The sequence below is a fragment of the Mesorhizobium sp. M8A.F.Ca.ET.202.01.1.1 genome (genome assembly GCF_004791595.1).
GTDB lineage: Bacteria > Pseudomonadota > Alphaproteobacteria > Rhizobiales > Rhizobiaceae > Mesorhizobium.
Genome location: NZ_SRUN01000015.1, coordinates 123,024 through 149,934, shown reverse-complemented (window position 1 = coordinate 149,934; position 26,911 = coordinate 123,024). Strand labels below are relative to the sequence as shown.

30 protein-coding genes are annotated in these 26,911 nt (G+C 64.0%); 18 read left to right on the top strand and 12 right to left on the bottom strand.

Features of this window, described 5'->3' with window-relative positions; translation table 11 throughout:
- Positions 1–83: 83 nt before the first annotated feature.
- Positions 84–749 (top strand): tetratricopeptide repeat protein, encoded by a 666-nt coding sequence (locus tag EN845_RS28125; protein ID WP_127281117.1) that lies wholly within the window; start codon positions 84–86, stop codon positions 747–749.
- Positions 746–2,179: a ribosome biogenesis GTPase Der gene (gene der, locus EN845_RS28120; RefSeq protein ID WP_127873074.1), complete on the top strand. Its 1,434-nt coding sequence runs from the start codon at positions 746–748 to the stop codon at positions 2,177–2,179. Before EN845_RS28125 ends, der begins: the two co-directional genes overlap by 4 nt.
- Before the next feature lie 19 nt (positions 2,180–2,198).
- On the opposite strand, the gene EN845_RS28115 is transcribed toward der, so the two are convergent.
- Positions 2,199–3,116 (bottom strand): LysR substrate-binding domain-containing protein, encoded by a 918-nt coding sequence (locus EN845_RS28115; RefSeq protein WP_127873155.1) that lies wholly within the window; start codon positions 3,114–3,116, stop codon positions 2,199–2,201.
- A 119-nt stretch (positions 3,117–3,235) separates the two neighbouring features.
- Between EN845_RS28115 and EN845_RS28110 the strand changes: the two genes are divergently transcribed.
- From EN845_RS28110 to EN845_RS28080, 7 genes are all read left to right on the top strand, one after another.
- Positions 3,236–4,525, top strand: a complete 1,290-nt coding sequence (locus EN845_RS28110) for an MFS transporter (protein WP_127873075.1) — start codon at positions 3,236–3,238, stop codon at positions 4,523–4,525.
- 145 nt (positions 4,526–4,670) lie between these two features.
- Complete coding sequence (locus tag EN845_RS28105) at positions 4,671–5,855, top strand: cell wall hydrolase (protein WP_127873076.1); 1,185 nt, start codon at positions 4,671–4,673, stop codon at positions 5,853–5,855.
- 257 nt (positions 5,856–6,112) lie between these two features.
- Positions 6,113–6,514 (top strand): AtpZ/AtpI family protein, encoded by a 402-nt coding sequence (locus EN845_RS28100; protein WP_127281075.1) that lies wholly within the window; start codon positions 6,113–6,115, stop codon positions 6,512–6,514.
- Positions 6,515–6,598: 84 nt separating this feature from the next.
- The gene (locus tag EN845_RS28095) at positions 6,599–7,357 is read left to right on the top strand and encodes a F0F1 ATP synthase subunit A (protein ID WP_027142301.1); all 759 of its coding nucleotides are present in this window, start codon (positions 6,599–6,601) and stop codon (positions 7,355–7,357) included.
- A gap of 83 nt (positions 7,358–7,440) precedes the next feature.
- A complete protein-coding gene (locus tag EN845_RS28090) occupies positions 7,441–7,665 on the top strand; it encodes a F0F1 ATP synthase subunit C (protein WP_013896722.1) in 225 nt (74 codons plus the stop codon).
- A gap of 62 nt (positions 7,666–7,727) precedes the next feature.
- On the top strand, positions 7,728–8,327 hold the full coding sequence (locus EN845_RS28085) for a F0F1 ATP synthase subunit B (RefSeq protein WP_127873077.1): 600 nt from the start codon (positions 7,728–7,730) through the stop codon (positions 8,325–8,327).
- Between the two features lie 10 nt (positions 8,328–8,337).
- Positions 8,338–8,829, top strand: coding sequence for a F0F1 ATP synthase subunit B (locus EN845_RS28080; RefSeq protein ID WP_127280808.1), 492 nt, complete (start codon positions 8,338–8,340; stop codon positions 8,827–8,829).
- Positions 8,830–9,118: 289 nt separating this feature from the next.
- Here the strand turns inward: EN845_RS28080 and EN845_RS28075 are convergent, their stop codons facing one another.
- Both EN845_RS28075 and EN845_RS28070 read right to left on the bottom strand, forming a co-directional pair.
- Positions 9,119–9,814 (bottom strand): ribonuclease HII, encoded by a 696-nt coding sequence (locus EN845_RS28075; protein WP_127280809.1) that lies wholly within the window; start codon positions 9,812–9,814, stop codon positions 9,119–9,121.
- A gap of 154 nt (positions 9,815–9,968) precedes the next feature.
- Positions 9,969–11,123: a PA0069 family radical SAM protein gene (locus EN845_RS28070; protein WP_127873078.1), complete on the bottom strand. Its 1,155-nt coding sequence runs from the start codon at positions 11,121–11,123 to the stop codon at positions 9,969–9,971.
- Positions 11,124–11,274: 151 nt separating this feature from the next.
- Here EN845_RS28070 and EN845_RS28065 point away from each other — a divergent pair, with 151 nt between their 5' ends.
- Positions 11,275–11,787, top strand: a complete 513-nt coding sequence (locus EN845_RS28065) for a glycosyltransferase (protein ID WP_127873156.1) — start codon at positions 11,275–11,277, stop codon at positions 11,785–11,787.
- A gap of 149 nt (positions 11,788–11,936) precedes the next feature.
- Positions 11,937–12,911, top strand: coding sequence for a hypothetical protein (locus tag EN845_RS28060; RefSeq protein ID WP_127873079.1), 975 nt, complete (start codon positions 11,937–11,939; stop codon positions 12,909–12,911).
- A gap of 7 nt (positions 12,912–12,918) precedes the next feature.
- On the opposite strand, the gene EN845_RS28055 is transcribed toward EN845_RS28060, so the two are convergent.
- The 7 genes from EN845_RS28055 to EN845_RS28025 all read right to left on the bottom strand — a co-directional run bounded on the left by EN845_RS28055 (position 12,919) and on the right by EN845_RS28025 (position 17,203).
- A complete protein-coding gene (locus EN845_RS28055) occupies positions 12,919–13,359 on the bottom strand; it encodes a hypothetical protein (protein WP_127873080.1) in 441 nt (146 codons plus the stop codon).
- Positions 13,360–13,497: 138 nt separating this feature from the next.
- Positions 13,498–14,052, bottom strand: a complete 555-nt coding sequence (gene moaB, locus EN845_RS28050) for a molybdenum cofactor biosynthesis protein B (RefSeq protein WP_127873081.1) — start codon at positions 14,050–14,052, stop codon at positions 13,498–13,500.
- Between the two features lies 1 nt (position 14,053).
- On the bottom strand, positions 14,054–14,941 hold the full coding sequence (locus tag EN845_RS28045) for a 4-(cytidine 5'-diphospho)-2-C-methyl-D-erythritol kinase (protein WP_127873082.1): 888 nt from the start codon (positions 14,939–14,941) through the stop codon (positions 14,054–14,056).
- Positions 14,942–14,967: 26 nt separating this feature from the next.
- Positions 14,968–15,153 (bottom strand): hypothetical protein, encoded by a 186-nt coding sequence (locus EN845_RS28040; protein ID WP_127277518.1) that lies wholly within the window; start codon positions 15,151–15,153, stop codon positions 14,968–14,970.
- 83 nt (positions 15,154–15,236) lie between these two features.
- The gene (locus EN845_RS28035; RefSeq protein WP_127873157.1) at positions 15,237–16,100 is read right to left on the bottom strand and encodes a S49 family peptidase; all 864 of its coding nucleotides are present in this window, start codon (positions 16,098–16,100) and stop codon (positions 15,237–15,239) included.
- A 78-nt stretch (positions 16,101–16,178) separates the two neighbouring features.
- Positions 16,179–16,979, bottom strand: a complete 801-nt coding sequence (locus EN845_RS28030; RefSeq protein ID WP_127873083.1) for a methyltransferase — start codon at positions 16,977–16,979, stop codon at positions 16,179–16,181.
- Positions 16,979–17,203: a DUF2007 domain-containing protein gene (locus tag EN845_RS28025; RefSeq protein ID WP_015318845.1), complete on the bottom strand. Its 225-nt coding sequence runs from the start codon at positions 17,201–17,203 to the stop codon at positions 16,979–16,981. The genes EN845_RS28030 and EN845_RS28025 overlap by 1 nt, the downstream gene beginning before the upstream one ends.
- Before the next feature lie 189 nt (positions 17,204–17,392).
- Here EN845_RS28025 and EN845_RS28020 point away from each other — a divergent pair, with 189 nt between their 5' ends.
- The 5 genes from EN845_RS28020 (at position 17,393) to EN845_RS28000 (ending at position 22,251) form a co-directional block, all read left to right on the top strand.
- Positions 17,393–18,409: a polyprenyl synthetase family protein gene (locus tag EN845_RS28020; RefSeq protein ID WP_127277514.1), complete on the top strand. Its 1,017-nt coding sequence runs from the start codon at positions 17,393–17,395 to the stop codon at positions 18,407–18,409.
- Between the two features lie 108 nt (positions 18,410–18,517).
- Positions 18,518–19,186: a GntR family transcriptional regulator gene (locus EN845_RS28015; protein WP_127277512.1), complete on the top strand. Its 669-nt coding sequence runs from the start codon at positions 18,518–18,520 to the stop codon at positions 19,184–19,186.
- A gap of 106 nt (positions 19,187–19,292) precedes the next feature.
- Positions 19,293–19,886, top strand: coding sequence for a biotin transporter BioY (locus EN845_RS28010; RefSeq protein ID WP_127277510.1), 594 nt, complete (start codon positions 19,293–19,295; stop codon positions 19,884–19,886).
- Positions 19,883–20,332, top strand: a complete 450-nt coding sequence (locus EN845_RS28005; RefSeq protein WP_127873084.1) for a DUF1284 domain-containing protein — start codon at positions 19,883–19,885, stop codon at positions 20,330–20,332. The genes EN845_RS28010 and EN845_RS28005 overlap by 4 nt, the downstream gene beginning before the upstream one ends.
- Positions 20,333–20,475: 143 nt before the next feature.
- On the top strand, positions 20,476–22,251 hold the full coding sequence (locus EN845_RS28000) for a tetratricopeptide repeat protein (protein ID WP_127873085.1): 1,776 nt from the start codon (positions 20,476–20,478) through the stop codon (positions 22,249–22,251).
- Positions 22,252–22,352: 101 nt separating this feature from the next.
- On the opposite strand, the gene EN845_RS27995 is transcribed toward EN845_RS28000, so the two are convergent.
- Positions 22,353–22,814: a GNAT family N-acetyltransferase gene (locus EN845_RS27995; protein ID WP_127873086.1), complete on the bottom strand. Its 462-nt coding sequence runs from the start codon at positions 22,812–22,814 to the stop codon at positions 22,353–22,355.
- Between the two features lie 203 nt (positions 22,815–23,017).
- Between EN845_RS27995 and EN845_RS27990 the strand changes: the two genes are divergently transcribed.
- Complete coding sequence (locus EN845_RS27990) at positions 23,018–23,965, top strand: glycine--tRNA ligase subunit alpha (RefSeq protein WP_127873087.1); 948 nt, start codon at positions 23,018–23,020, stop codon at positions 23,963–23,965.
- 3 nt (positions 23,966–23,968) lie between these two features.
- On the opposite strand, the gene EN845_RS35575 is transcribed toward EN845_RS27990, so the two are convergent.
- Positions 23,969–24,145, bottom strand: a complete 177-nt coding sequence (locus tag EN845_RS35575; RefSeq protein ID WP_168247829.1) for a hypothetical protein — start codon at positions 24,143–24,145, stop codon at positions 23,969–23,971.
- Positions 24,146–24,458: 313 nt separating this feature from the next.
- Between EN845_RS35575 and glyS the strand changes: the two genes are divergently transcribed.
- Positions 24,459–26,837 carry a glycine--tRNA ligase subunit beta gene (glyS, locus tag EN845_RS27985; RefSeq protein WP_127873089.1) on the top strand — a complete coding sequence of 793 codons (2,379 nt, stop codon included), beginning with the start codon at positions 24,459–24,461 and terminating at the stop codon, positions 26,835–26,837.
- Positions 26,838–26,911 lie beyond the last annotated feature (74 nt).

Sequence of the window (26,911 nt, the reverse complement as noted above, 5' to 3'; positions counted from 1 at the left end):
GAACCCCTTCCATGCCGACAAAATTTCGCTAAAACGCGGGCTCACGAACGGCCCCGGCCCGGGGCCAAGAATGGTTTTGATCGATGTCCGACGACAGTTTTATCCGTGAAGTCAATGACGAGATGCGCCGCGAGCAGGCGCAGAAGCTGTGGGACCGTTTCGGCCCGGCCTTGCTTGTGATTGCCATCCTGGTGGTGCTCGGTACCGCCGCCTTCGTCGGCTATCGCTATTGGGACGAGACGCGCGCCAACCGCTCCGGCGATGCTTTCTCGCAGGCGTTGAAGCTTGCCAATGACGGCAAGAACGACGACGCGCTGGCCGCGCTCGATCAGCTGGAGAAGGATGGCTACGGCGCCTATCCGCTGCTCGCCCGCATGCGCGCAGCGACCGTCAAGGCCAACAAGGGCGACGTCGACGCAGCCGTCAAGGATTTCGACGACGTCGCCGCCGACACCGCCATTCCCCAGGGCCTGCGCGACATGGCGCGGCTGAGGGCAGCACTCCTGCTCGTCGACCATGGCTCCTTCGCCGACGTGTCCAGCCGTGTCGAGGCGCTGACCTCGGACACCAACACGCTGCGCCACAGCGCGCGCGAGGCGCTCGGGCTTGCGGCCTGGAAGGAAGGCAAGACGCAGGACGCGCTGAAACTGTTCGACCAGATCGCCTCCGATGACGGCGCCCCGCGCAACACGCGCGAGCGGGCGACCTTGATGTCCGAACTGATCCGCGGGTCGGGCAGTGCATCGTGACCTTCAAAGTCGCCATCATAGGCAGACCTAACGTCGGCAAATCGACTCTTTTCAATCGGCTGGTGGGAAGGAAGCTGGCGCTTGTCGACGACACGCCGGGCGTCACCCGTGACCGCCGTGTCCATGCCGCCAAGCTTTACGATCTGCATTTCGACGTCATCGACACAGCGGGCTTTGAGGATGCCGGCGCCTCGACCTTGCCGGGCCGCATGCGCGCGCAGACCGAAATCGCCATCCGCGAGGCGGATCTGATCTTCTTCACCATCGACGCCAAGTCCGGCCTGCTGCCCGATGACAGGACCTTTGCCGAGATCGTGCGCAAATCCGGCAAACCGGTCGTCCTCGTTGCCAACAAGGCCGAGGCGAAGGGCGCGCAAGGCGGCACGCTGGAGGCCTGGGAACTCGGGCTTGGCGAGCCGATCCCGGTTTCGGCCGAGCACGGCCAGGGCATGCCCGACCTGCGCGACGCCGTGATCGAAGCGCTTGGAGAGGCGCGCGCCTTCGGTGAAGACGAGGACAGCGAAGACGAAGAAGCCGCCATCAACGAAGTGCTGATCGGCGAGGACATCGCCGATCCGGATGCCGAGCCGGCCTATGACGATACCAAGCCGATGCGCATCGCCGTCGTCGGCCGTCCTAACGCCGGCAAGTCGACGCTGATCAATGCGCTGATCGGCGAGGAACGGCTGCTGACCGGACCGGAGGCGGGCATCACCCGCGATTCCATCTCCGTCGACTGGGACTGGCGCGGCCGCCGCATTAAGCTGTTCGACACGGCCGGCATGCGCCGCAAGGCCAGGATCCACGAAAAGCTGGAAGTGATGTCGGTGCAGGATGGCTTGCGCGCCATCCGTTTCGCGGAGATCGTCATCATCGTGCTAGACGCCACCATTCCCTTCGAGAAGCAGGATCTGCAGATCGCCGACCTGATCATCCGCGAGGGGCGGGCACCGGTGATCGCCTTCAACAAATGGGACCTGATCGATAACCCGCAGGAGCTGTTGGCCGAACTGCGCGAGAAGACCGAGCGGCTGCTGCCGCAGGCGCGGGGCATCCAGGCGGTGCCGGTCTCGGCCGAGACCGGACGCGGCCTCGACAAGCTGATGGATGCGGTGCTGAGGACGCACAGGGTCTGGAACAGCCGTGTTTCCACCGGCAAGCTCAACCGCTGGCTCGAGGCCATACTGGCGCATCACCCGCCGCCCGCCGTTGCCGGGCGCCGGTTGAAGGTCAAATACGTCACCCAGGCCAAGACGCGGCCGCCGGGTTTCGTGGTCCAGTGCTCGCGGCCGGACGCGATGCCGCAGAGCTATGTCCGCTATCTCTCCAACAGCCTGCGCGAAGCCTTCGACATGCCGGGCGTGCCGATCCGCATCGCGTTGCGCACCTCGGACAATCCGTTCGCCGGCCGGGCCAAGAAGCGCGGCTGAGCCTCGGCGCTCGTGCTGATCAGGCCGCGGCACGCAAGCCGGCGGTCCGCGTATTTTCCGGCAGGGCCTGCCGCGCCGCCTCCAGTAATATGTCGGCAAGGCGGGCCGCCACGGGCTCGGGTTCGGCATCCCGACGATGCAGGAACAGCGCCATCTTGGGCAACGCCGGCAGGCCGGCGATCTCGGGCTTCATCGCACTGACGCTGGCCGGCAAGCCGATGTCGGTGCGGATCGTCAGCCCCAGCCCCGCGGCGACAGCCGCCCAGATGCCACCCAGACTGGGGCTCGAGAAGGCCATGCGCCAGGGCAGCCCGGCGCGGTCGAGCGTTTCAGTCGCGACCGTGCGCAGCAGACATGGCGCTTCGAGCGCCACCAGCGGCAGTGGCTCGCCGTCGCGCAGGCTCGTCTCGATGCGCTTGGCCGGACCGATCCAGCGCATCGGAACATCGGCGACGTGCTCGCTATAGGGCAGCGTCTGGCCACAGTGCCAGGCAAGCGCGATGTCGAGGCTGCCTGACATCACCCTTTCGGCGAGGTCGTGGCTGCGCGCGATCCTGGCCTCGATCTTGACCTTGGGATGGGCTCGGGCAAATCGGCCCAGCACGTCCGGCAGCACGGCCTCGCCGAAATCCTCCTGCAGACCGAGCCGCACCCAGCCTTCCAGTTCGACGTCATGGATGGCCGCCGCCGCTTCGTCGTTCAAATCGAGCAGCCGGCGCGCATAGCCGAGCATGGTCTCGCCGGCCTCGGTCAGCGCCAGGCCGCGCCCCACTTTGCGGAAGATCGGCGTCGCTGCCTGTTCTTCCAGTTTCTTCAATTGCGCGCTGACCGCCGAGGTCGACCGGCCAAGCCGGTCGGCGGCCTTGGCGAAGCTGCCCAGCTCCATGCCGGTGACGAAACTTCTGAGGACGTCGAGGTCGAATGTCACCCGTTGCAACGTAATGTCCTGTTTTTCAGGATTGATCGTCAAAAACTTCCTTATTTTAAGGACGGATTTATGGCGATAGAGAGATGCCGTCAAGGCCTGAGACACCGGCCCGCAACGGGAATGAAATCATGTCCGCCATCGACTGTGCCGATCAACAGCCACCACAAATCCTGCAAGGCAGCGCTGCCAGCCCTGCCGGCCGAGTGTTCGGCCCCAACCACCGCTGGAAGGTCCTGGGCATCGGGGTTGCCGCGAATGCCGGTTTCTCGGCCACTTTCTCGGGCATACCGGCAACGGCGGTCGTGCTTCGCCAGAGCTATCACTTGAGCAATGCCGAACTTGGCCTGGCGCTCGGCCTGCTTGGGCTGGGCGTCGCGCTCAGCGAATTGCCCTGGGGTCTGCTCACTGACCGCTGGGGGGATCGCCGCGTGCTTCTGATCGGTCTCGGCGCGACGGCGGCCTGGCTCCTGGTCATGGCGATGCTGGTCGTGCCGACAAGATCAGGCATTCCCGATGTCATGCTGCTGGCGGCAAGCCTGCTCGTCACGGGGCTGCTCGGCGGCAGTGTCAATGGTTCGAGCGGCCGCGCCATCATGGCCTGGTTCAGGGAGAATGAGCGCGGTTTTGCCATGAGCATCAGGCAGACGGCGGTACCGCTCGGCGGCGGCCTCGGCGCACTCGTCCTGCCTTCGCGTGCCCTGGCTTTCGGTTTTGCCGCGGTGTTCGGGCTTCTGGCGGCGGCATCCGCCCTGTCCGCACTGTTTGCCTGGCGTTGGCTGCACGAACCGCCGCCGGCGGGTGAAGCCCACGCCGTCTTATCGGATGGACCGGCTCCGTTGCGCAACATCGAGGTCTGGCGCATCTCGACCGCGATCGGCTTGCTCTGCTTTCCGCAAGTGGCGGTCCTCACTTTCGCGTCGGTGTTCCTGCACGACTTCGCCGGGCTTGGCACGACGGCGATCAGCGCGAGCCTCGTCGCTGTACAGGTCGGCGCCATGGTCATGCGCGTCTGGAGCGGCCGCTTTACCGACCGCCACGGCAACCGCCGTCAGTTTCTTCGCTTGTGCAGTGCGCTCAGCGCGCTGGCCTTCGTCGTGCTCTGGGTGCTGGTTCTGGCCGTTCCCGCAATGCCTGCCAGCCAATCCTTCCTGATCGCTGTCCTGCCCTTGGTGCTTGTCGTCGCCGGCATCTCGGTCTCCGCCTGGCACGGCGTTGCCTATACCGAACTTGCCACGCTGGCCGGTGCCGGCCATGTCGGAACGGCACTCAGCCTTGCCAACAGCTTTGTCTTCGTCGGCTTCTTCCTCGTCCCGGTGGCCATTCCAGGGCTGCTGCACCTCTGGTCATGGCCCGGCGTCTGGCTGTCGGCCGCCGCCTGCGCCCTGGTTGCCTGGCCGATCTTCCTGAAGCGGGCCTGAGCGCTCCCGCCGCAAAACCGCCGGACTTCGAAGCCACGACCTCCAGCCGGCTGAGAAAACCCGACCGATCCCGTTAACGTCCCATCAAGGTTAATGCATCATTTTGCTCTCCAGTGGGGTCAGTAGCGTTCCTGGAGAGAGTTCCGTGCATCGACGTGTCTTGACGCGGCTGGCCGCCGCCGCCGGTGAGAAGAAACGCGGCCTTGTGTCTCCGTTCATCATCGGCCTCGGCATCTGGATCGGCTTTCCGACCGTCGCCGCCTACCAGGACATGACAAGCCTTGTATCCGGCCTCGAAGCGCCGACCGCCCGCTGGAACTCCTATGTCGAGAAATCCGTCGCCGGCTCGGTCCACGCCGCCGAGATGCCGTTCGTCGATTCCGACGTCACCGGCTCGATCTCGGGTTCCGGCGTTCGCCTTCCCGGTATCGGCTCCGTCTCGTTCCGCGGCAAGGGCGGCAAGGTCAGCGGGTCGCCCGACGAGGATCGGGTCGTGCGCGCCGACAAGAAGGGCCGCATCGTCCAGGTCTCTCCGGTAGCGCCGCCGAAGAACTTCAATGCAGGCTCGATCTTCCAGCGGACCTCTTCGCTGATGCGGCCGAGCATGGACAGCGACCTGAAAATGGCCTTCGCCAAGCCTCAGATCAAAGGCAAGGAAATCCTGATCGCCGCCGCATTCCACGCGCGTGAAGACAAGAAGCCGGATCCCGGCGTGCCGGCGATGCTCGCCGCCCTCGTCAACAACGACCACCCCGATGTGCTGGCGACCGCCTACGCACAATCCGAGCCGGACTACGCCAAGGCTTCACCCTTTGAAGCCCTGCTTCAGGACGAGCAGCCCAACAGCGGCCGCTTCATTCCGCCGATGGCCAAGGGCGACCACGCCTGGATCCAGAATCCGCTTCCGGCCAGCGTCTTCTCCAAGCCGGAGCAGAAATGCCTGACCAACGGCATCTATTTCGAGGCACGCGGCGAAACCGTGCGCGGTCAGGCCGCCGTCGCCCAGGTTATCCTCAACCGGGTCCGCAATCCCGCCTATCCCAATTCGATCTGCGGCGTCGTCTACCAGAACGACAGCTGGTTCAACCGCTGTCAGTTTTCATTCGCTTGCGACGGCAGAAAGAAGCGCATCGACAACCCCGTCGCCTACAAGACCGCGCAAGACATCGGCATGGCCGTCACCGCTGGCAAGATCTTCATTCCGGAGGTGGGATCGTCAACACATTACTACGCCAACTATGTCCATCCCGGCTGGGCGCGCACGATGCAGAAGATGACCAAGATCGGCCTGCATATCTTTTACCGGACCTATGGTGGCGGCTGGAGCTGAGCCGGCCGCCGGGCGCCTCTCTTTTCGGGCGGTCGCACGGTCGATCGGAGAGCCATTGCCCGGGGGATTCGCGCAACGCATCCCTCCGATCGCCGCGGGCACGATGTCGCACCTTTCTAATCCTTTGATTTTACTATTTAAAATACACAGCGCGGAACTTCCCTCCGTGGCTTGACGGGCGCAAACCCTCTAACTATGTTGCCGGCGACTTTAGAAGCGGACGGACGGTGACGGTCTGCCCGGGCAGGGGGGTTGCGATGGCCGAGAAAAAAGGGCCAGACGGAACCGGAGAAACCGGCCGCGGCAAAGAGCATGACGCCGAAATCCGCGACGACGATCTTGAGCGACGTCGGCGTGAACTTGGAGCATCGCTTGCGACAAGGCTGCCGAACCGGCTCGAGGGGAAAGACGACGCGAAACCAGTGACCGGATACGGTCAGGCGATCAAACTATCCAGCGAGTTTATCGCCGGGGTAGTCGTGGGCGCCGGCATCGGCTGGATCATCGACCGTATGGCGGGGACATCGCCGTGGGGTCTGATCGTTTTCCTGCTGCTTGGTTTTGGCGCCGGCGTGCTCAATGTCATGCGTTCGGCTGGCGTTGTGGCGGAATTCGGACAAGGCGCGAAGCCGCGCCGTGACCGGGACGACGGCAAATGACCGCCCTTCAGGCGGCATTTGGAAATAGCCGCTTCCATGCGGCAAGGTAATTTTGGCCGTACGCGGCATTGACGGGGTTTGAACGTGGCAGCTGACAAGGTCGATCCGATCCACCAGTTCCATATCAACAAGCTGATACCGATCGAGATCGGCGGCTATGACCTGTCTTTCACCAATTCCGCCCTGTTCATGGTCGCCACCGTGGTTGTCGCCGCGGCGTTCCTGTTCCTGACGACGTCGAGCCGCAGCCTGGTTCCAGGCCGGCTGCAGTCGGTCTCCGAAATGGCTTATGAATTCGTCGGCAACATGCTGCGTGACGCCGCCGGCACGCAGGGCATGAAGTTCTTCCCCTTCGTGTTCTCGCTGTTCATGTTCGTGCTGGTCGCCAATCTGCTCGGCCTGTTTCCCTATTTCTTCACGGTCACCAGCCACATCATCGTCACCTTCGGCCTCGCGGCCCTGGTGATTGGAACCGTGGTGGTCTACGGCTTCATGAAGCATGGTCTTGGTTTCCTCAAGCTGTTCGTGCCGCATGGCGTGCCGGTGTTCCTGCTGCCGCTGGTGGTGCTGATCGAGGTCATTTCCTTCGTGTCGCGCCCGGTCAGCCTCTCGGTTCGTCTGTTCGCCAACATGCTTGCCGGCCATATCACGCTCAAGGTTTTCTCCGGGTTCGTCGTCAGCCTCTCCGCGCTGGGCGCGGTCGGCGTGGCGGGTTCGATCCTGCCGTTGGCTATGGCGGTGGCGCTGACGGCGCTTGAACTGCTGGTCGCCTTCCTGCAGGCCTACGTCTTTGCCGTATTGACCTGCATGTATCTCAACGACGCCCTGCATCCCGGGCACTGAGGCAAGAGTTCCGGCCAAGAGTTTTCAACATTGGTGCCGGATGAAATCGCAACGGAATTTTCAGATCCAAAGGAGTTGAACAAATGGACGCAGAAGCAGCAAAGTACATCGGCGCCGGCATCGCTTGCCTGGGCATGGGTGGCGCGGGCATTGGCCTGGGTAACATCTTCGGCAGCTACCTCTCGGGCGCGCTGCGCAACCCTTCGGCTGCCGACGGCCAGTTCGGCCGCCTGATTTTCGGCTTCGCCGTGACCGAAGCTCTGGGCATCTTCTCGCTTCTCATCGCGCTGCTGGCCCTGTTCGGCTGAGTACTGAGAAGATTGGACAGGCCGGCCGCGCAAGCGGCGGGCCTGATATCTGGGGATAGTCCATGTTCGTGACATCTGCCTTCGCGCAAGAGTCCGCGCCATCAGCCGACACCAGCCACGCTGCGACCGGAGGCGACACGCATTCCGGCACCAGCGTGCCTGCCGAAGCGCACGGCACGTTTCCGCCATTCAATCCGGAGACGTTTCCGTCGCAGCTTCTGTGGCTGGCGATCACGTTCGGGCTGTTCTACCTCTTCCTGAAGCGGGTCGTGATGCCGCGCGTCGGGGGCATCATCGATGTCCGCAACGACCGCATCAGCCAGGATCTCGACCAGGCTGCCAAGTTGAAGGGCGAGGCAGACGCCGCCGTTGCCGCTTACGAGCAGGAACTGGCGGAAGCCAAGAAGAACGCGAGCTCGATCGGCCAGCAAGCCAACGATGCGGCCAAGGCGGAAGCCGATGCCGCGCGCAAGAAGATCGAGGCTGCGCTCGACGGGAAGCTTGGCGAGGCCGAGGCACGCATTGCTTCCATCAAGGCCAATGCCATGAAGGAAGTCGGCAGCATTGCCGAGGATACCGCTTCGGCGATCGTCGAGGCACTCGTTGGCGGCAAGGCCAGCAAGGCCGAGATCGCGGCCGCGGTCAAATCCGTGGCCCGGTGAGGAGCGCATCATGGACGCTACATCTCTCGCAACGCTCTGGGCCACGATTGCCCTGATCATCTTCCTGGCGATCGCCGTCTACATCAAGGTGCCCGGCATGATCGCCAAGGCGCTCGACGCCCGCGCCGCCAGGATCAGCAGTGAGCTCGACGAGGCACGCAAGCTGCGCGACGAGGCCCAGCAATTGCTTGGCCAGTACAAGAAGAAGCGCAAGGAAGCCGAGCAGGAGGCTGCCGACATTGTCGCGGCCGCCAAGCGCGAGGCCGAACTGCTGGCCGCCGAGGCCCACAAGAAGACCGAGGACTATGTCGCCCGGCGCACCGCGCTTGCCGAACAGAAGATCGGCCAGGCCGAGCGCGAAGCGATCGGCGAAGTGCGCGCCAGCGCCGTCGACATCGCTGTCGAGGCGGCACGCGCATTGCTCGCCGCCAAGGTTGACGCCAAGGCCGGAGCCGACCTGTTCAAGTCCGCGCTGCAGGACGTGAAGGCGAAGCTGAACTGAGCTGACAACATCAAGCAAATCAAAAGCCGCCCGGGGAACCTGGCGGCTTTTTTGTTGTGCGGTGTGTTGACGCCGCCAATCTCCCCCCTCGTGGGGGAGATGCCCGGCAGGGCAGAGGGGGGCGCGAAGGATCGCCGGCGTTCGATTCTTTATCCGTCGCACCGGCTGAGAAGTATCGGGCGAATCTGATCGCAATGAACTGACAGGTCGGCGGGACAGCGCCCCTCTGTCCTGCCGGACATTTCCCCCACGAGGGGGAGATCGGCTGTAGTTCGGCGCCGCTTTCGCCTCACTCCAGCCCGGCCAAGCTCTCTTCCTCAACCACCTCGACACCCCCAAGCCTGAACGGCGCAAACGAGGTGCGGTGCAGCCGCGCTACCGGCCCGTGCGCCTCGATCGCCGTGCGATGCCGGGCCGTGGCGTAACCCATATGGACTTCGAAGCCGTAACGATCGTGATGATTGCCGCAGCCACACATCATGCGGTCGCGCATGACCTTGGCGACGATCGAGGCGGCGGCGATCGACTGCGAGCGCTGGTCGCCCTTGATCAGCGCGCGCCCTTCGCAGGGCAGTCCCGGGGGCACGTCGCGCCCGTCGGCGAGCGCGAGTTTTGCCTGAACCGGCAGCCCGACCAGCGCGCGGCGCATCGCTTCGAGGCTCGCCTTGAGGATGTTGCTGCCATCGATACCCTCCGCGCTGATCGACGCCATCGAGACGCCGAGCGCGGAACCGAGGATGCGCAGGAACAGCGCTTCGCGCTGCAAGTGGCTAAGCCGCTTTGAATCGTCGAGTCCTTCGGGAATGTTGGCGGGGTCGAGCACCACTGCTGCCGCGACGACCGGACCCGCCAGCGGGCCACGACCGGCTTCGTCCATCCCCGCGACCGGCCATAACCCATCGGCCATCGCCTTCGTCTCGAAGGAGAAATCGGGTTTCTCGACGATTTCGAAGAGAAGCGGAGAATCAGAACGCGCGCGAGCCATGTTGCGGCGAGGTTCGCATCGGCTCCGATTCTCCGCAAGTCCCTCCGGGTCGGGTGGGGCGCCGGACCGGGAGGGCACCGTCTGCTGGCCGGGGCAGGCCGGACGGGATTCTTGGCCGCGGCGGTCATGAACAGCCCGCGGCGATTTTCAATTTTCAGAGCAGCATCAACTGCTCCTGGTCCTTGCCGGCGGCGACGAACTGGTCAGTCCGCAGCGTGCGTCGCTCCGCATTGAGGCCGAGCCGCTTGGCGGTGATTTCGAAGCGCCGGCCGATCTGCCAGGCATAGGGACCGGCGCCCTTCATGCGCTTGCCCCATTCCGAATCGTAGTCCTTGCCGTCGCGCATCGAACGGATCAACGACATGACGTGGCGATAGCGGTCGGGATAGTGACGCAGCAGCCAGTCCTTGAAGATCGGGCTGACCTCCAGCGGCAGGCGCAGCACCACATAGCCAGCTTCGCGCGCTCCGGCATGGTGTGCCGAGTCGAGGATGCGTTCCATCTCCTGGTCGGTCAGGCCCGGAATGATCGGCGCCACCATCACCGAAGCAGGGATACCGGCATCCGAAAGCTGCCTGATCGCTTCCAGCCGCTTGGTCGGCGTCGAGGCGCGGGGTTCCATCGTCCTGGCCAGCATGCGGTCGAGCGTCGTCACCGACAGCGCCACCTTGGCGAGCCCGCGCTCGGCCATGCGCGACAGAATGTCGATGTCGCGCACCACCAGGGCCGATTTGGTGACGATGCCGACCGGATGACCGCGTGCCTCCAGCACTTCGAGGATTTCGCGCATGATCCGGTACTGCTTCTCGATCGGCTGGTAGGGATCGGTGTTGGTGCCGATGGCGATGGTGCGGGGCTGGTAGCCGTCCTTCGACAACTCCTTGTCGAGCAGGCGTGCCGCGTCCGGCTTGGCGAACAGCTTGGATTCGAAATCCAGGCCCGGCGACAGGCCCATGAACGAGTGTGTCGGCCGCGCGAAGCAATAGACGCAGCCGTGCTCGCAGCCGCGATAGGGATTGATCGACCGGTCGAAGGAGATGTCCGGCGATTCGTTGCGCGTGATGATGGAGCGCGGCTTCTCCACCTGCACCTCGGTCTTGAACGGGGGCAGTTCCTCCAGCGAACTCCAGCCGTCGTCGAAGACATGTCGGCTCACGGGTTCGAACCGGCCGGACGGATTGATGCCTGCCGACCGGCCACGGTTGCGGTCCGGACGGACCCGCATGCCGCTCTGCTCGATCATCGCGTTGGCCATTTCGGCTCGTCCTGCTCCGAAGGCTGCAATGTCGGCGCGCATGATCGGTTCCATCTTCGCCCGCTCCCAGGGACTGTCCATGTTCTGTCGAATCGCTCTGCTCATGGAAATTATTCCTATTTTGTTGATGAGAACAAAGCAAGAACTTTTTATGGTGCGGCGCAAAAACTGGCGTCGGTCGGCGCTTTCCGCTATTCGGCTCATGATGCTCAGTGTTCTCATCGAAACGCATAATGACGAGGAGGGTCTCGCCCGCACGCTGGCGACGCTGATCGGCGGCGCGGTCGAGGGCGTGGTGCGCGATGTCGTCGTCTGCGACACCGGCTCCACCGACCACACGCATCGCGTGGCCGAGCATGCCGGCTGCCACTATGTGGGGAGCGGCGGCATCGCCGCCGGCATTCGCCAGGCCAAGGGTGACTGGCTGCTGTTTCTCGAACCGGGTGCGAGGCTGGTGGAGGGTTGGATCGACGCGGTTGTCGCCCATACCGCCAGGCAGACAATGGCCGCCCGGTTCTCGCGGGCGCGGGGCAGCCGTCCGCCGTTCCTGGCCCGGGTCTTTTCGGCAAACCGTGCGCTCGCCGACGGCCTGGTGATCAGCAAGCGGCAGGCGGCATCTCTGTCCAAGAATGCCGGCAGCGCCGAGGCGTTGGCGCGCGGTCTGGCGACAAAGAAGCTCGACGCCGAGATCTGGGCGGCGCCGCCGAGGCAGAGGTGATTTTTTGCGGCTGCTCTGTCCATTGTGCGTTGCACAAAAACTGACGCGCGGGTAACTTTCCGACAAGGCGGGTGAATTGGGTTTGGGTCATGCCGGAACGGCAGGCTCCGACATTGCGTCGGCGCTGCATCATACCCTTGAGGATCCCCATGAACCTTTCGACCACTGACAAGTCCGGCACTGCCAGTCTCGAGGCCATTGCACGCAATGGCAGCCTGCTGCGCCGCATCGCCGTGCGCATCCCGACCTATCTGAAGGACCTGCGCGAAAACCCTGCCTGGCTGCCGATGTTCGTTCTGGCGCGTACCATGCCCGGGCGCCGGATGCATTGGCTGGGCGCGAAGCGCGCTCGTCCGGCCGACAATGCCGGGGACACGATGTTCAGGGGCGTTCAGCGCGAGGCCGTCGTCGGCGCGTTGCGGTCGGACGGGCTGTTCTCGGGGCTGATCCTGCCGCCTGATATCCACGAGGAGATTGCCAGCTTCGCCCGGCGCACGCCCTGCTACGGCAATTTCGACCGCCGGCTCGAATTCGTGCCCGGCGAACATGCCGAAGCCGAAAAGCGCCTTGGCCGCTCATTGCTGAGCGGCCATTATTTCGAACGCATCCTCGACTGCCCGGCGGCACTCGCCATACAGCGCGACCCGCTGCTTCTCGACATCGCCGCGCACTATCTCGGCGGCCAGGCGAAACTCATCACGACACGCATCTGGTGGAGTTTTCCGACCGGCGAGGCGTCCGACGCCGACAAGAACCTTGCCTCGCTCGGCAAGTATCATTTCGATCTCGATGACTGGCGGATGTTGAAATTCTTTTTCTACCTCAAGCCCGTCGACGCCGAGACCGGTCCGCATGTCTATGTCAGGGGAAGCCACAGGCGCCGCGCCATAAGGCATCAGCTCACCCTTCTCGTCGGCCATCCCGCCCAGGATGTGCTGGACGTGTATGGCGAGCAGAGCCCGGTGACCCTGACCGGAGAGGCTGGCCTCGGCTTCGTCGAAGACCCCTTCGGTTTCCACATGGGCACGGTGCCGGCACGCACGCCACGGCTGATGATGGAAGTTGGCTTCGGCGTCTCCAAGCCGTCGCGCCGTCGTTTCCATGGCGAGCCGGTCATCCGCTGAAGGCAGGTCAGGCGAAGCTCATCTCGACCGGCATCCAGCGAAGGCGACGCCTGGCTTGCCGCTCAGCTCTGTTTTCCCAGTCGAAGTCGACCAGGACCGATTCTCCGGTGAACGCCCTGTGATCGTCCAGGGCGTTGACGATCAGGATGGCCCTGGCCTCGTCATTTTCCCCGGCGATCGCGGCGGCATAGACGCCGCATTCTCGGCAAATCAGATAGTCGGCGGTCTCCAGTCCGAACCGGTATTTGCGCAATCGCCTTGCGTCCTTGACCGAGATGATCAGCCTGCCGTCAGGATCGGCGAAGGCGCGCGCGCCATGCTTTGTGCAGAACGAGCATTGGCAGGCGCGGACTTCGATTTGCGATGGATCCAGCTCGGTCGAAAATCGCAGGCGTATATTGCCGCAATGGCACCCACCAGTGTGCATGGTTCCAGTTTGCACGGCCATATCTGCCTTCTCGTGAACGGTAGGGATCGCCCACGAAGATACTGTCTCCGGCATCCGGTTTGGAATGGCCGTTCGAAGGCGCCCGGCGCTGTTCTGCCTGGCGAACACGGCGTGAAGTCGGCACTTTGCCTAGGCTTTTTAAGGGGCTGATTTGCCGCGCCGCAGATGTTCGTCCAGGCGCGGCATGATCTCGACGAAGTTGCAAGGCATGTGCCGGTAGTCGAGCTGTGCCTCGATGATGCCGTCCCAGGCGTCCTTGCAGGCACCGGGCGAGCCCGGCAGCACGAAGACGAAGGTGGCGTTGACGACGCCGCCGGTCGCCCGGCTCTGGATCGTCGAGGTGCCGATTTTGTCGTAGGAGATGCGGTGGAACACTTCCGAAAAGCCGTCCATGCGCTTTTCGAAAATCGGCTCCAGCGCCTCGGGCGTCACATCGCGGCCAGTGAAGCCGGTTCCGCCGGTGGTGATCACGACGTCGATGGCCTTGTCCCGCGACCACGCCAGGACGGTGTCGCGGATCTTTTCGCGGTCGTCGGTGACGATGTCGCGGCCGGCCAGGATGTGGCCGGCCGCGGTGATGCGATCGGCCAGCGTCTGGCCGGACTTGTCCTCGGCGAGGCTGCGTGTGTCGGAAACCGTCAGCACCGCGATGCGCACCGGAATGAAGGCACGGCTCTCGTCAATCCTGGCCATCTCACTCAGCCTCCGACGCCATGCTACGCGTTGCCGCGACGAACCAATCGGGCTGGCGGCCGCGGATCTCGGCCGCCGCGCGCTTGGCGACATTGCCGGTCTCGAACAGGCCGAAGCACGTCGCGCCCGATCCGGACATTCGTGAAAAACCCGATCCAGCCTTATCAAGCCATGAAAGCGCCCTGCCTATGGCGGGCTGCATCGCAAGGGCTGGCTGCTCGAGATCGTTGCGGGTCTCCTCCAGCCAGTTGCGCAGGCTGTGAAACTCGATGCTGCGCGGCAGCGGCGGCAGTGGCTCATTGTCGCGACGGGACAGTGAAGCGAAGATTTCCGCTGTCGAGACGGGCGTTCCCGGATTGACCAGCACCAGACCCAGCGCCGAAAAATCCGGCACCATCGACAACTCCTCACCGATGCCGCGCGCCACCAGCGGCTTTGCCGCCAGGCACATCGGCACGTCGGCGCCTAGCGACAGGCCGATCCGCGCCAGCTCGGCGCTGTCGATGTCCAGGCCCCAGCTCTCCGCCAGCCCGCGCAGCACCGCCGCCGCGTCGCTCGACCCGCCGCCCATGCCGGACGCGACCGGAAGGTTCTTTTCGAGCCTGATGGTCACGGGCGGCGTGCTCCGAATGCCGGCGGCCTGCCGCAACGCATCGCGTGCCTTCAGCACCAGATTGCCGCCATCGAGCGGGACGTCCGCCGCATAGCGGCCGGACACGCTGAAATCGTCGGCTTCAGCCGGCGCGATCTCGATCCTGTCGCCAAAGCGCGTGAACACAGCCAGGCTTTCGATGAGATGGTAACCGTCGGGGCGCCTGCCGGTGACGTGCAAAGCAAGATTTATCTTGGCGGGTGCCGCCCAGGTCCGGACACGCGGACCGGATTCCACAGTCTCTATTGCGAGTGAAATGAGGGTCAGTCCTTGGCCAGCCGGTATTCGCCGGTCTTCGGATCCTTGACCAGCGTTCCCATCGCGCCGTTGGCCGCCTGTTTTTCGGTCCGCCGCACCTTGGCCGTCACGCGCTCGGCCTCGCGCAGGAAGGTGCGGTAGCCGAAATAGGCGGCGACGCCGACGACGGCGAAGAAAATGAGCTGCGGCATGTCAAAACTCCTACCACGCTGGGCCGGTAAGGGCGGTCGGTCGGGTCTTTCGGGCAACCATGCTAGACGCTTTCATGGCTTTTTCAAAGCCCGAAGCGCGCCCACAATGCGCGCTCTTCCGCCGCATCGATGACGCCGCTGGCGGCAGCCGCGGCGATATCGGGCGCTGAAAAGCCCTTGCTCGAGCCGAAAAGGCCGAAGCGGCCGAGGAAACCGCGCGGAGCCGAGACCAGCCTGAGCTGGGTCTTCGGCCCGAAGCGGGTCTTCAGCACCGTGCGCATGTCGCCGAGTGCATCCACGAGGCCGAGTTCCAGGCCTCGCTTGCCGGTCCAGAACAGCCCGGTGAACAGATCCGGATCGTCCTTGAGCTTCGTGCCGCGCCGCTCCTTGACCAGATCGATGAAAGTCTCGTGCACTTCGAGCTGCAGCGCTTTCAGCCGCTCGACGTCTTCCTTCTTCTCCGGCTTGAACGGGTCGAGCACCGCCTTGTTCTGGCCGGCGGTGTGGACGCGCCGCTCGATGCCGATCTTCTTCATCAGCTCCGGAAAACCGAACGAGGCCGACACCACGCCGATCGAGCCTACGATGGACGATGGGTCGGCGAAGATCTCGTCGCCGGCGACAGCGATCATGTAGCCGCCGGAGGCCGCGACATCCTCGACGAAGACCAGCACTTTTTTATTCTTCTCGACCGCAAGGTCATGAATGCGCTTGAAGATCAGTCGCGACTGCACCGGCGAGCCGCCGGGGGAGTTGATCGAGATCGCGACCGCCGGCGCGTCGAAGGAAAACGCTTTTTCGATCAGTCCGGCGGTGGAAGCAAGCGACAGGCTCGGCCGGAACTGGCCGCCGCCGGCCATGATGGTGCCGTGCAGCCGGATGACCGGAACGGTGACGACGGTGGAGCGCCAGGACTTCGGCAGCAGACGGTTGAAAAGACGTTTCACGATGACGTGGTCTCCGGCGGTGGTTGCAGGCATGTAGGGATTTCCCGGCCAACGGCAATGTGCAGGGCCGCGAACAGCTCAATCTCCGAACAGCGAGGCGAGCCCGTTGGTGATCATTTCGCTGCGCTCGTCGGGGCCGTTGCCCGATCGCGCGTGAAGCATCAGGGGCGGACGGATGGCGAGCTTTCCCCGTGCCCCAAGTGCTGCCCGCACGACAATGCGGATTGCCGCTGCGTCCGGGCGAGGGTGCACGGCGAGCATCTCGGCTTCGCCGAAGCGGCCTGAAATCGCGTCGAGAATGGAGCCGAGCTGTTCGGGCCGGGCGATGACGGCAAGTCCGCCGCGCGGCCTGACAACCGCCGCCGCGCTGCGGATCCAGTTTTCGAACAGCCCGTCCTCCATGACATGGGCTTCCTTTCTTAGCTGCTCGGGAGTGGCGCGGTCCCGTGCGGCGTTGAAAGGCGGGTTCATGATGACGAAGTCGAAATCATTGTCGGCAAGGCCGGCGGCGGCCCGGGCCCGACCCGACACGGTGACATCGGCCACAAGCACGGCCGCGCGATCGCTGAGATGTGCATTGCCGGGATGGGCAAGCGTGGCCGCCGCGAAGGCCGCCATCTCGGGCGCGCGTTCGACCAGCACAGCCTGGGCGCCCGGACAGCGCGACAGCACCGCCAGACCGGCAGCACCGGCGCCGGCTCCGAAATCGGCGAGCCGTCCGCCAAAGGAGGATGGCACGGACGCGGCCAGCATCATCGCATCCATCCCGGCGCGATGGCCGCCATGCTTGGGCTGCACCAGCCAGAACCGGCCGCGGTGGAAGGCATCGACCGTATGGGCCGGCGCATCCGTGGCAAGGGCGGCTGGCGCGGCCGACATTATTTCCCCCGGATCTCGTTTGCGATGCCGGCATCGGTCAGGATGCGGCGCGCGGCGTCGGCCTGGTCGGCATCGACCATGACGCGCCGCGGCAGGATACCGAGCGAGCCGTCGAGCACGCTCATGTTCTGGTCGGCGACGAAGCAGCCGATGCCGGCATCGCGCATCAGCGATTCGACAAAGGAGATGATGACGGCGTCGTTGGTGCGGATGAGTTCTATCATCGCAAGAAACTCGCAGGTTGCAGCGTGCATGTAAACGTGCGGCCGCATTCCCGCATTTCCCGGCGTTGACACGCTGTCGCCGCCGCCGCGCCAATTCGCCACTTGCCGTGCCCGTGTCCGCCGCCCTAGAGTCCATGCCGGGACTAAGGGTGCCGTCGCACGCGTTATACCAAGACGGGAGTGATTGTCGTGGGTGTCGTTCTCAACATTGAAAACGGGAAGCGGGAGCCCGCCTCCATCAAGGATCTGATCGATCTGACGGCGACCGATATGGGGCGCGTCAACGAGCTGATCCTGTCCAAGGCCGGCTCCGACGTCGAGATGATTCCCGAGGTTGCCAACCACCTGATCTCGTCCGGCGGCAAGCGGCTGAGACCAATGCTGACGCTGGCCGCGGCGCAGATGTTCGGCTATGCCGGCGAAGGCCATGTCAAGCTCGCCACTTCGGTCGAGTTCATGCACACGGCCACGCTCCTGCACGACGACGTCGTCGATGAAAGCGGCATGCGGCGCGGCAAGAAGACCGCCCGCATGATCTGGGGCAACCAGGCCAGCGTGCTGGTCGGCGATTTCCTGCTCGGCCAGGCCTTCCGCATGATGGTCGATGTCGGCTCGCTCGAAGCGCTCGACATCCTGTCGAGCGCCGCTTCGATCATCGCCGAGGGCGAGGTGATGCAGCTTGCCGCCGCCAAGAACCTCGAAACCACGGAGGACGAGCACTTCGCCGTCATCAAGGCCAAGACCGCCGCGCTGTTTTCGGCCGCCGCCGAGGTTGGCCCGGTCATCGCCCAGGCGACCCGCAACGATCGCGCGGCGCTGCGCTCCTACGGCATGAATCTCGGTCTTGCCTTCCAGCTCATCGACGACGCGCTGGACTATGGCGGCACCAGCAAGGATCTCGGCAAGAATGTCGGCGACGATTTCCGCGAGGGCAAGGTCACCTTGCCGGTCATCCTCGCCTACCGGCGCGGCAGCAAGGCCGAACGCACCTTCTGGAAGCGCGCCATCGAGGACAATGTCACCGATGACGCCGGACTGGAAAAGGCGATCGGCCTGATGACCCGCCACGGCGCCATTGCCGACACCATCGGGCGCGCCCGCCATTTCGGCGAGATCGCCCGCGACGCGCTGGCGCCGCTGGAAGAGACGCCGCAGAAATCGGCGCTGGTCGACGTCATCGACTTCTGCATCAGCCGGGTGAACTGAGAAGACCGGCTTTCACGGGGCACCTGCCGGCTGCGCTAGAGGAAAGACGCCTGTGAATTCGCCCCCGCCGTCTCGACAAGCGGCCTTGCCGCAAATTATCTATAAATCATGGCAAAGGGCACGGACGACACCATAGCGGTGCGCATCAGCAAGGTACTGGCGGACCGCATCATCTCCGGCGCGATCGAGCCGGGGGCGAGGCTGCGGCAGGATCATGTCGCCGAGGAATTCAACACCAGCCATGTCCCCGTGCGCGAGGCGTTCCGCCGCCTCGAGGCGCAGGGCCTGGCCGTCAGTGAGCCGCGCCGTGGCGTGCGCGTCGCTGCCTTCGATCTGGGCGAGGTCAAGGAAGTCGCCGAAATGCGGGCCGCACTCGAAGTGCTGGCACTGCGCCACGCCGCGCCGCACCTGACTTCGGCCATTCTCGACCAGGCCGAGGAGGCGACCAAGGCCGGCGACAAATCCCGCGACGTCAGGTCGTGGGAGGAGGCCAATCGTGCCTTTCACCGGCTGATCCTCGCACCATGCGGCATGCCGCGCCTGCTTGCCACCATCGACGACCTCCACGCGGCAAGCGCCCGCTTCCTGTTCGCGGCATGGCGCTCGGAATGGGAGACGCGCACCGATCAGGACCACCGGGCGATCCTCGCCGCCTTGCGGCAGGGCAACGCCGAATCGGCCGCGGCAACACTGGGACGGCATGTCCAATGGATTGGTCGCAAGCCGATCAGGACAGCGTCCGGCGCCACGCGCGAAGCTTTCGCGATCGTGGGTTAAGCGACCTTTTCCGAGCTCAGGCTTGCTAAAGATCCAAAAATGTGGATTCGATAATAGATCGAATGCAGAAATTATCTATAATTTTGGATCGATTGAAGGGAAGCCTATGACCAACCTCGCATTCTCGTCCGCAAGACCGTCCTTCAGCCCGCTGCGCCTCCAGCAGCGATCGGTCGGCTGGCAGGCCGGCGCCGTCGTGCTTGGCACGCTCTTCCTGGCGCTATCCTCCTACATCGAGGTGCCGATGGTGCCGGTTCCGGTGACCATGCAGACCTTCGCCGTGACGTTGATCGGCGCACTCTATGGCTGGCGGCTTGGCGCGGTGACGATCGCCGCTTGGTTGGTCGAAGGCGCTGTCGGCTTTCCTGTCCTGGCCGGGGGAGCTGCCGGCATGCAGCACTTCGTCGGCCCTACGGGCGGCTATCTCTTTGCCTTCCCGGTTGTCGGCGCACTTGTCGGCTGGCTGGCCGAACGCGGCTGGAACGGTAACAGGGTGGTGCTCGCCTTTATTGCCATGCTGCTCGGCAACCTTGCCTGCCTGGTGCTCGGAACGGCCTGGCTTGCCGTCATGATCGGCGCCGAGAAGGCCATCACCCTCGGCTTCGTGCCGTTCATCGTCGGCGGATTGCTGAAGTCGGCGCTTGGCGCCGCGACGCTGATGGCGCTTCCGCGCGGCAAGATGAACCTGCCGACGCCGTGACGATCAGGCTTCGCGCCCATCATCTCCTTTGCCTGCTCACCTATGTGGGCAAGGGATACAGTCCCGCTTTCACCGCCAATTATGACGGGATCGCGGAGCGCCTGAGCCGGGGCGAGGACATCCTCCTCGTTTCCGGACCGGACGACATCTGCGCCCCGTTGCTTGGCGAGCCGGATCCGCACTGCTTGCGCGACAGCGCGGCCGGGCGAGACCGGCAGGCAAGGGATGACGTGGAAGCGCTGCTGGCTCGGCCGATCCGTGACGGCGTCCGCCTCGATCTCGATGCCACGATCCTGATGCGGCTACGGCAGGCGTTTTCGGCCGGCCACGTGCGCAAGGCTTGCGTGGGCTGCGAATGGAACGGGCTGTGCGGCGCGGTGGCAAGCGGTGGTTATCGCGATACGCGGCTGCAACGGCCTGTTGACGCGCAAAACTGTCCCATTTAGCCATGGTTTGTTAATCGGGTGACCCGATTGTGAATTTCGGGTAGATTGAAGCGCGACCCCAAAAAGGCCATGCTTTGCCCGGAAAGATCGAGTCTGGGTCGATCCCGCTGATGCGGAGATGGCGCCTGGCTGAAAGGGATATGATGCAGCAAGGACGTGCGCGCTGGCTGACAAGGCTGGCAATTGTGACGGGCATGGCGATCTCGGCTTTGCCGGCCTATGCCAAGCAATCAACCGAACCGGTCAAGATCTCGTCGTTCTCGGGCGCCTACCTGGCTGCCCGGATCGCGGAAGGCGACAACGACCTCGACAGCGCCATCGCGTACTACAAGCAGGCCTTGGCTTTCAATCCGAGCGACACCGCGCTGCAGCAGAGCCTGATGCTGTCGCTGATCGCGCAAGGCCGCTTCGACGAGTCGCTGGTCTATGCCGACAAGCTCAAGGAAGTGCCCGATGTCGAGCGCTTCTCGCGCCTGGCGCTGGCGGTCGATTCCTTCCACAAGAAGGATTTCACCAAGGCGCAGTACTGGCTCAAGCTGTCGCTGGAATCCGATCTTGACCGGCTGATCTCCGGCGTCATGTCCGGCTGGGCCGAACAAGGTGCCGGCCAGGCCAGCGAAGCGATGGCTTCGATCGACAAGCTGCAGGGGCCGGACTGGTTCGGCCTGTTCAAATCCTTCCACCGCGCCCTGGTCGCCGATGCCGCCAACATGCCTGAAAAGGCGGAGGCGATCTACGCCGCGACGATGCAGGATACCGCCGCCGGCGGTGCGGCGCCTGAAACCTGGATGCGCAACGCGCAGGCCTATGCCTCATTCCTGGCCCGCAAGGGCGACAAGGCCAAGGCGATCTCGGTGCTCGACCAGGCCGAGGCGTTTTCGCCGGGCAAGCTGGAAATCGTCGCCTTGCGCGCCAGGATAAGCAAGGGCGACAAGATCGCGCCCTTCGTGTCCGGTCCGTCCGACGGTGCTTCCGAAATCCTGCTCGATCTTGCCACCGCGCTCAACCGTGGCGGCGGCGAGCCATTCGTGCGCCTCTATTTGCAATATGCCTTGGCCCTGAAGCCGGACAGCGACGCGGCCCTCGTGCAGCTCGCCGCCGTCGCCGAACAGTTGAAGGACGGCGAAGGCGCCATCGCGCTCTATCGGCGTATCCCCGACTCTTCGCCGCTGAAGGAGATTTCGGACCTGCAGCTTGGCCTCAACCTTGCCGATCTCGACCGCCATGACGAGGCGATCACGCATCTCAAGGCCTTCGTCGAAGCCCATCCCGACGACATGCGCGCCTATCTGGCGCTCGGCGGTGTCTACTCCTCGAAGGATGATTTCCGTTCCGCCGCCAATCTCTACGACAAGGCCGTCGAGGTGCTGAAGACGCCGACCGCTGCCAACTGGAACATCTTCTACCAGCGCGGCATCGCCTATGAGCGGCTGAAGGAATGGCCGAAAGCCGAGCCGAATTTCCGCAAGGCGCTGGAGTTGCAGCCAGACCAGCCGCAGGTGCTGAACTATCTCGGCTATTCCTGGGTCGACATGAACACCAACCTGAAGGAAGGCCTGGAGATGATCCAGAAGGCCGTCGATCTCAGGCCGAGCGACGGCTACATCGTCGATTCCCTGGGTTGGGCCTATTTCCGCCTCGGCCGCTTCGATGACGCGGTGCGCGAGATGGAACGCGCGGTCTCGCTGAAGCCGGAAGATCCGGTTCTGAACGACCATCTGGGCGACGCCTATTGGCGCGTCGGCCGCAAGCTGGAAGCGACTTTCCAGTGGAACCAGGCCCGCGACCTGAAGCCCGATCCCGATGTGCTGGCCACCTTGCAGCAGAAGCTGATGAAGGGCCTGCCGCCGATCGAGTCCAACACGGCGCAGGAAACCCCGAAGGTCAAGCCAGAGCCGGTTCCCGCCCCGAAGGGGTGAAAATCGCCTTTTTGAAATGCGAACGGGGCTCTTCGGAGCCCCGTTTTCGTTGGAAAGGCGCATGGCGTTCCCAGTAGACGCGGCGACGCGCTGGAGCGTCCTCAGAACATCTTTCGATAGACGACGAAGCCCGAGCGTTCGCCGACCTTGTCATAGAGCTTCATCGCCGTGTGATTGGTTTCATGCGTCAGCCAGTACACTCGGCCGGAACCGGCCGCCCGGGCGCGCTCATAGACGCCTTCGATCAGCGCCCGGCCGATGCCTTTGCCGCGCGAGGCCTCGTTGGTGAAAAGGTCCTGCAGATAGCAGTTCGGTGCGATCGCCGTCGTGCTGCGGTGGAACAGGTAGTGGACGAGGCCAAGCAACTGGCTCCCGCTTTCGGCGACCAGCGCATGGACCGGCTCGTAGGCGTCGAAGAAGCGCGACCACGTCATTGCGGTGATGTCGCTCGCCAGCGCCATCTCGCCCGAACGGCCATAGAACGCGTTGTAGCCGTCCCACAGCGGCAGCCACTGCTCGAAATCGTGGCGCGTGACGGGGCGGATGATGATCGGGTTGGACATGGCTCGACCTGCTGTGCTTGACGCGGATGCTTTGTCGAATTGGATCGCGGACCGTGGCGGCGGGCAATGGGCCAGTCGCTGGGCAACGTTTCAACATAGTCCGGCATGCTCACCGCGGCTCGCATCGGACGCGCCTTGCTTGACGCTTCGCCGCCGTGTCTCTAGGACGTGGCCGCAAGCTAGCCTGTGTCGCCGAGGCCATCGTGACGATTGAAATCCCAGCCCATATGCACCCCAGCCGCTCGTTCCAGGGGCTGATCCTGACCTTGCACAATTATTGGGCCGCCTATGGCTGCGTCATCCTGCAGCCCTATGACATGGAGGTTGGCGCCGGCACGTTTCATCCGGCAACGACGCTGCGCGCACTCGGGCCAAAGCGCTGGAACGCGGCCTACGTCCAGCCTTCGCGCCGTCCCAAGGACGGCCGCTATGGCGAGAACCCCAACCGGCTGCAGCATTATTACCAGTACCAGGTGATCCTGAAGCCCAATCCGCCAAACCTGCAGGAGCTCTATCTCGGCTCGCTGGCCGCGATCGGCGTCGACCCCCTGCTGCACGACATACGCTTTGTCGAGGACGACTGGGAAAGCCCGACGCTGGGCGCCTGGGGCCTTGGCTGGGAATGCTGGTGCGACGGCATGGAAGTGTCGCAGTTCACCTATTTCCAGCAGGTCTGCGGCATCGAATGCGCGCCGGTGGCGGGCGAACTCACTTACGGCCTGGAGCGCCTGGCCATGTATGTGCAGGGCGTCGACAATGTCTACGACCTCAACTTCAACGGCCGCGAAGGCGCCGACAAGGTCACCTATGGCGACGTGTTCCTGCAGGCCGAGCAGGAATATTCGCGCCACAATTTCGAATACGCCAACACGGCGATGCTGCTGCGGCACTTCGAGGACGCCGAAGCCGAGTGCAAGGCGTTGCTCGAGGCCGGCGCGCCGGCATCGAACGACAATCTGCCGATGCACAAAATGGTCTTTCCAGCCTACGACCAGTGCATCAAGGCGAGCCACGTCTTCAACCTGCTCGATGCGCGTGGCGTGATCTCGGTCACCGAGCGGCAGAGTTATATCCTGCGGGTGCGTAATCTGGCGAAAGCCTGCGGCGAGGCGTTCCTGAAAACGCAGGCCGGTGGATTGGCGGCGGCCTGAGTCTCAAGTGCCGTTGATCATTTCGAGGGAAGCGCTGATCGGCGGCAGGATCTGGCCGCTCGGACCAGACATCGTCCGCAGCGCCTGCCGCACGCCCGGCATGGAGAAGGCGCCGTGGGCCTGCGCGGTGAAGCAGGCGCTGAGCGCGAGGATTTGAAGAAGTCTGGATGCCGTTTTCATCATCGTTCAGCCAATAGTTCTCTGCCTGAGCGTGGGTCGCTTCAGCGCTGCGTTAGGTTCATGGAAATCTTTGATCCAAGGACGGGCCGGATCGCCTCATCCCGACAGGAGGGTCAAAATTTCTGGAAAGGGTGACAGCGGCCAGCCGAGTTGCTATGCCCCGCGCGGACCACTCTCCCGCATGAGCTGACCCTATGCCTGACCTGCTTCTAGAACTTCGCTCCGAAGAGATTCCCGCCCAGCCGCGCGACCGCAGCGCCGGAGGCGCGAGGACGCGCAAACAGGAAAATGGCATGCGGGCGGAGATACGCTGATGCCGGATTTGTTGCTCGAACTTCGCTCCGAGGAAATCCCTGCCCGCATGCAACGCAAGGCGGCGGGCGATCTGAGAAAGATGCTGACCGACGGTCTGGTCGAGGCGGGACTGACCTATGAGGCGGCGCGTGAGTATTGGACGCCGCGGCGCCTTACCCTCGATATCCGTGGCCTCAACGCTCGCTCGAAGGACATTCACGAGGACATCAAGGGGCCGTCGACATCAGCGCCTGAACAGGCCGTCCAGGGCTTCCTGCGCAAGGCCGGGCTGTCATCGATCGCCGAAGCGCATGTCCATTCCGACCCGAAGAAGGGCGACTTCTACGTCGCCCATATTTCGAAGCCGGGCAGGGCGGCCGAAGAGATCATCGCCGGACTGGTGCCTGATATCATCCGCAATTTCCCCTGGCCGAAGTCGATGCGCTGGGGACCGGCCTCGGCCAAGCCGGGATCGCTGCGCTGGGTGCGGCCGCTGCAATCGATCCTGTGCACCTTCGGCCCCGAGACCGAGGAGCCGGTCGTGGTCGATTTCGAGATCGACGGCATCCGTTCCGGCAACATCACCTACGGCCACCGTTTCCTTGCACCAGGCGAAATCACGGTGCGCCGCTTCGACGATTATGTGAGCAAACTGGAGGCGGGCAAGGTCGTGCTCGACGCAGACCGGCGCAAGGAGATCATCCTTGCCGATGCCCGCAACCTCGCCTTCGCCAACGGGCTCGACCTGGTCGAGGACGAGGGCTTGCTCGAAGAAGTGTCCGGGCTGGTCGAGTGGCCTGTCGTGTTGATGGGCGAGTTCGAAGAGGCTTTCCTGGCCATTCCGGCCGAGGTGATCCGGCTGACCATCCGCGCCAACCAGAAGTGCTTTGTCACGCGGCCACAGGGTGAAAGCGAGGCGCTCTCCAACCGCTTTATCCTCACCGCCAACATCGAGGCGAAGGACGGCGGCAAGGAGATCGCCCACGGCAACGGCAAGGTGGTGCGCGCCCGCCTGTCCGACGCGCTCTATTTCTGGACGACCGACCAGGGCGATCTGCCCGATCTCGTCGAACTGGAAGCATCGGCGAAAAAATTTGGGCTCGATCTGAAGAAGCCGCTCGACCAGCGCATGGCCCGGCTCGACCATCTCAATGTCACGTTCCATGCCAAGCTCGGCACGCAGGGCGAGCGGGTGGAGCGGATTGCCCGGCTGGCGGAAGAACTGGCGCCGATCGTCGGTGCGGATCCAGTGCTGGCGCGCCGTGCTGCTGTCCTGGCCAAGGCCGATCTCACCACCGAAGTGGTCGGCGAATTTCCGGAATTGCAAGGCGCCATGGGCCGCAAATATGCGCTGCTGCAAGGCGATCATTCTTCTGTCGCGGCGGCGGCGGAAGAGCACTACAAGCCGCAGGGCCCGTCCGATTATGTGCCGAGCGATCCGGTGTCGGTCGCCGTGGCGCTCGCGGACAAGCTGGATACGCTGGTCGGGTTCTGGGCCATCGACGAAAAGCCGACTGGATCGAAGGATCCCTACGCGCTGCGTCGCGCTGCGCTCGGCGTCGTGAGGGTCATACTGGAAAACAAGCTCAAGCTTTCGCTGGGCATCGCCATCGCGACCGCAGTCTCCTCGGCACTCGCCGCGTACGAACAAAAAGGCGAAGGCGCCGAGAGCAGTGGCGTCGTTGCGATGCTCGACTTGCGCATTCGCGACTACAAGGGTGCAAGCCGATTGTTGTCGGAAGCAGGCGTGATTTCCAACTTGTTGAAAGGCGGGCTGGCCAAGGCGAACTCAGAAACCTTTGGCTCCGCCGATCAGGAGCGAGAGTTCTTTGACGGTCAGCGTCTGATGGAGCTTGAGGCATCGCTGTCGCCATTGATCGCTGACCTCTTGTCGTTCTTCCACGACCGCCTCAAAGTCTATCTCCGCGACCAGGGCGCACGGCATGATCTGATCGACGCCGTCATCACGCCGCAGTCCGACGACCTCCTGCAGATCGTTCGGCGCGTCGAAGCGCTTGGCTCCTTCCTCGACACCGAGGACGGCAGGAATTTGCTCGCCGGCACCAAGCGCGCGGCGAACATCCTGGCCGCCGAGGAGAAGAAGAAAACGGCGGTCGCCGAAACCGTTGAGCCGGCGTTGTTCCGGCAGGATGCGGAGAAGTCGCTGTTCGCGGCGGTGAATCAGGCCGAGAAGCAAGCCGGCGAAGCGATTCAAAACCAAGACTTTTCCGCTGCCATGCTGGCGCTTAGCGTGTTGCGTGAACCCGTTGATTCATTCTTTGAGCATGTTCTCGTGAATGATGAGGACCTGTCCGTGCGCGCCAACCGCCTTGCGCTGCTCACGCGCATTCGCACGGCTACCGGTCAGGTCGCGGATTTCTCGAAAATCGCTGGTTGAGAGGCGAGGAAAAATATCGTCCAGCCGGCCGTTCGAGCCGGCTTACAGTCATATGACGATGATCTCTCCGTGGC

Excerpts from the sequence above, each read along its gene's own strand:
- EN845_RS28000 (WP_127873085.1), top strand. The coding sequence starts at position 20,476 with ATGCAGCAAGGACGTGCGCGCTGGCTGACAAGGCTGGCAATTGTGACG.
- EN845_RS28125 (WP_127281117.1), top strand. The coding sequence starts at position 84 with ATGTCCGACGACAGTTTTATCCGTGAAGTCAATGACGAGATGCGCCGC.
- EN845_RS28025 (WP_015318845.1), bottom strand. The coding sequence starts at position 17,203 with ATGATAGAACTCATCCGCACCAACGACGCCGTCATCATCTCCTTTGTC.
- EN845_RS28065 (WP_127873156.1), top strand. The coding sequence starts at position 11,275 with ATGCTCAGTGTTCTCATCGAAACGCATAATGACGAGGAGGGTCTCGCC.
- EN845_RS28010 (WP_127277510.1), top strand. The coding sequence starts at position 19,293 with ATGACCAACCTCGCATTCTCGTCCGCAAGACCGTCCTTCAGCCCGCTG.
- EN845_RS28085 (WP_127873077.1), top strand. The coding sequence starts at position 7,728 with ATGTTCGTGACATCTGCCTTCGCGCAAGAGTCCGCGCCATCAGCCGAC.
- EN845_RS28070 (WP_127873078.1), bottom strand. The coding sequence starts at position 11,123 with ATGGAACCGATCATGCGCGCCGACATTGCAGCCTTCGGAGCAGGACGA.
- EN845_RS28060 (WP_127873079.1), top strand. The coding sequence starts at position 11,937 with ATGAACCTTTCGACCACTGACAAGTCCGGCACTGCCAGTCTCGAGGCC.
- EN845_RS28110 (WP_127873075.1), top strand. The coding sequence starts at position 3,236 with ATGTCCGCCATCGACTGTGCCGATCAACAGCCACCACAAATCCTGCAA.
- EN845_RS27995 (WP_127873086.1), bottom strand. The coding sequence starts at position 22,814 with ATGTCCAACCCGATCATCATCCGCCCCGTCACGCGCCACGATTTCGAG.
- EN845_RS35575 (WP_168247829.1), bottom strand. The coding sequence starts at position 24,145 with ATGAAAACGGCATCCAGACTTCTTCAAATCCTCGCGCTCAGCGCCTGC.
- EN845_RS28040 (WP_127277518.1), bottom strand. The coding sequence starts at position 15,153 with ATGCCGCAGCTCATTTTCTTCGCCGTCGTCGGCGTCGCCGCCTATTTC.
- EN845_RS28055 (WP_127873080.1), bottom strand. The coding sequence starts at position 13,359 with ATGGCCGTGCAAACTGGAACCATGCACACTGGTGGGTGCCATTGCGGC.
- moaB (WP_127873081.1), bottom strand. The coding sequence starts at position 14,052 with ATGGCCAGGATTGACGAGAGCCGTGCCTTCATTCCGGTGCGCATCGCG.
- EN845_RS28100 (WP_127281075.1), top strand. The coding sequence starts at position 6,113 with ATGGCCGAGAAAAAAGGGCCAGACGGAACCGGAGAAACCGGCCGCGGC.
- glyS (WP_127873089.1), top strand. The coding sequence starts at position 24,459 with ATGCCGGATTTGTTGCTCGAACTTCGCTCCGAGGAAATCCCTGCCCGC.
- EN845_RS28090 (WP_013896722.1), top strand. The coding sequence starts at position 7,441 with ATGGACGCAGAAGCAGCAAAGTACATCGGCGCCGGCATCGCTTGCCTG.
- EN845_RS28015 (WP_127277512.1), top strand. The coding sequence starts at position 18,518 with ATGGCAAAGGGCACGGACGACACCATAGCGGTGCGCATCAGCAAGGTA.
- EN845_RS28030 (WP_127873083.1), bottom strand. The coding sequence starts at position 16,979 with ATGTCGGCCGCGCCAGCCGCCCTTGCCACGGATGCGCCGGCCCATACG.
- EN845_RS28075 (WP_127280809.1), bottom strand. The coding sequence starts at position 9,814 with ATGGCTCGCGCGCGTTCTGATTCTCCGCTTCTCTTCGAAATCGTCGAG.
- EN845_RS28080 (WP_127280808.1), top strand. The coding sequence starts at position 8,338 with ATGGACGCTACATCTCTCGCAACGCTCTGGGCCACGATTGCCCTGATC.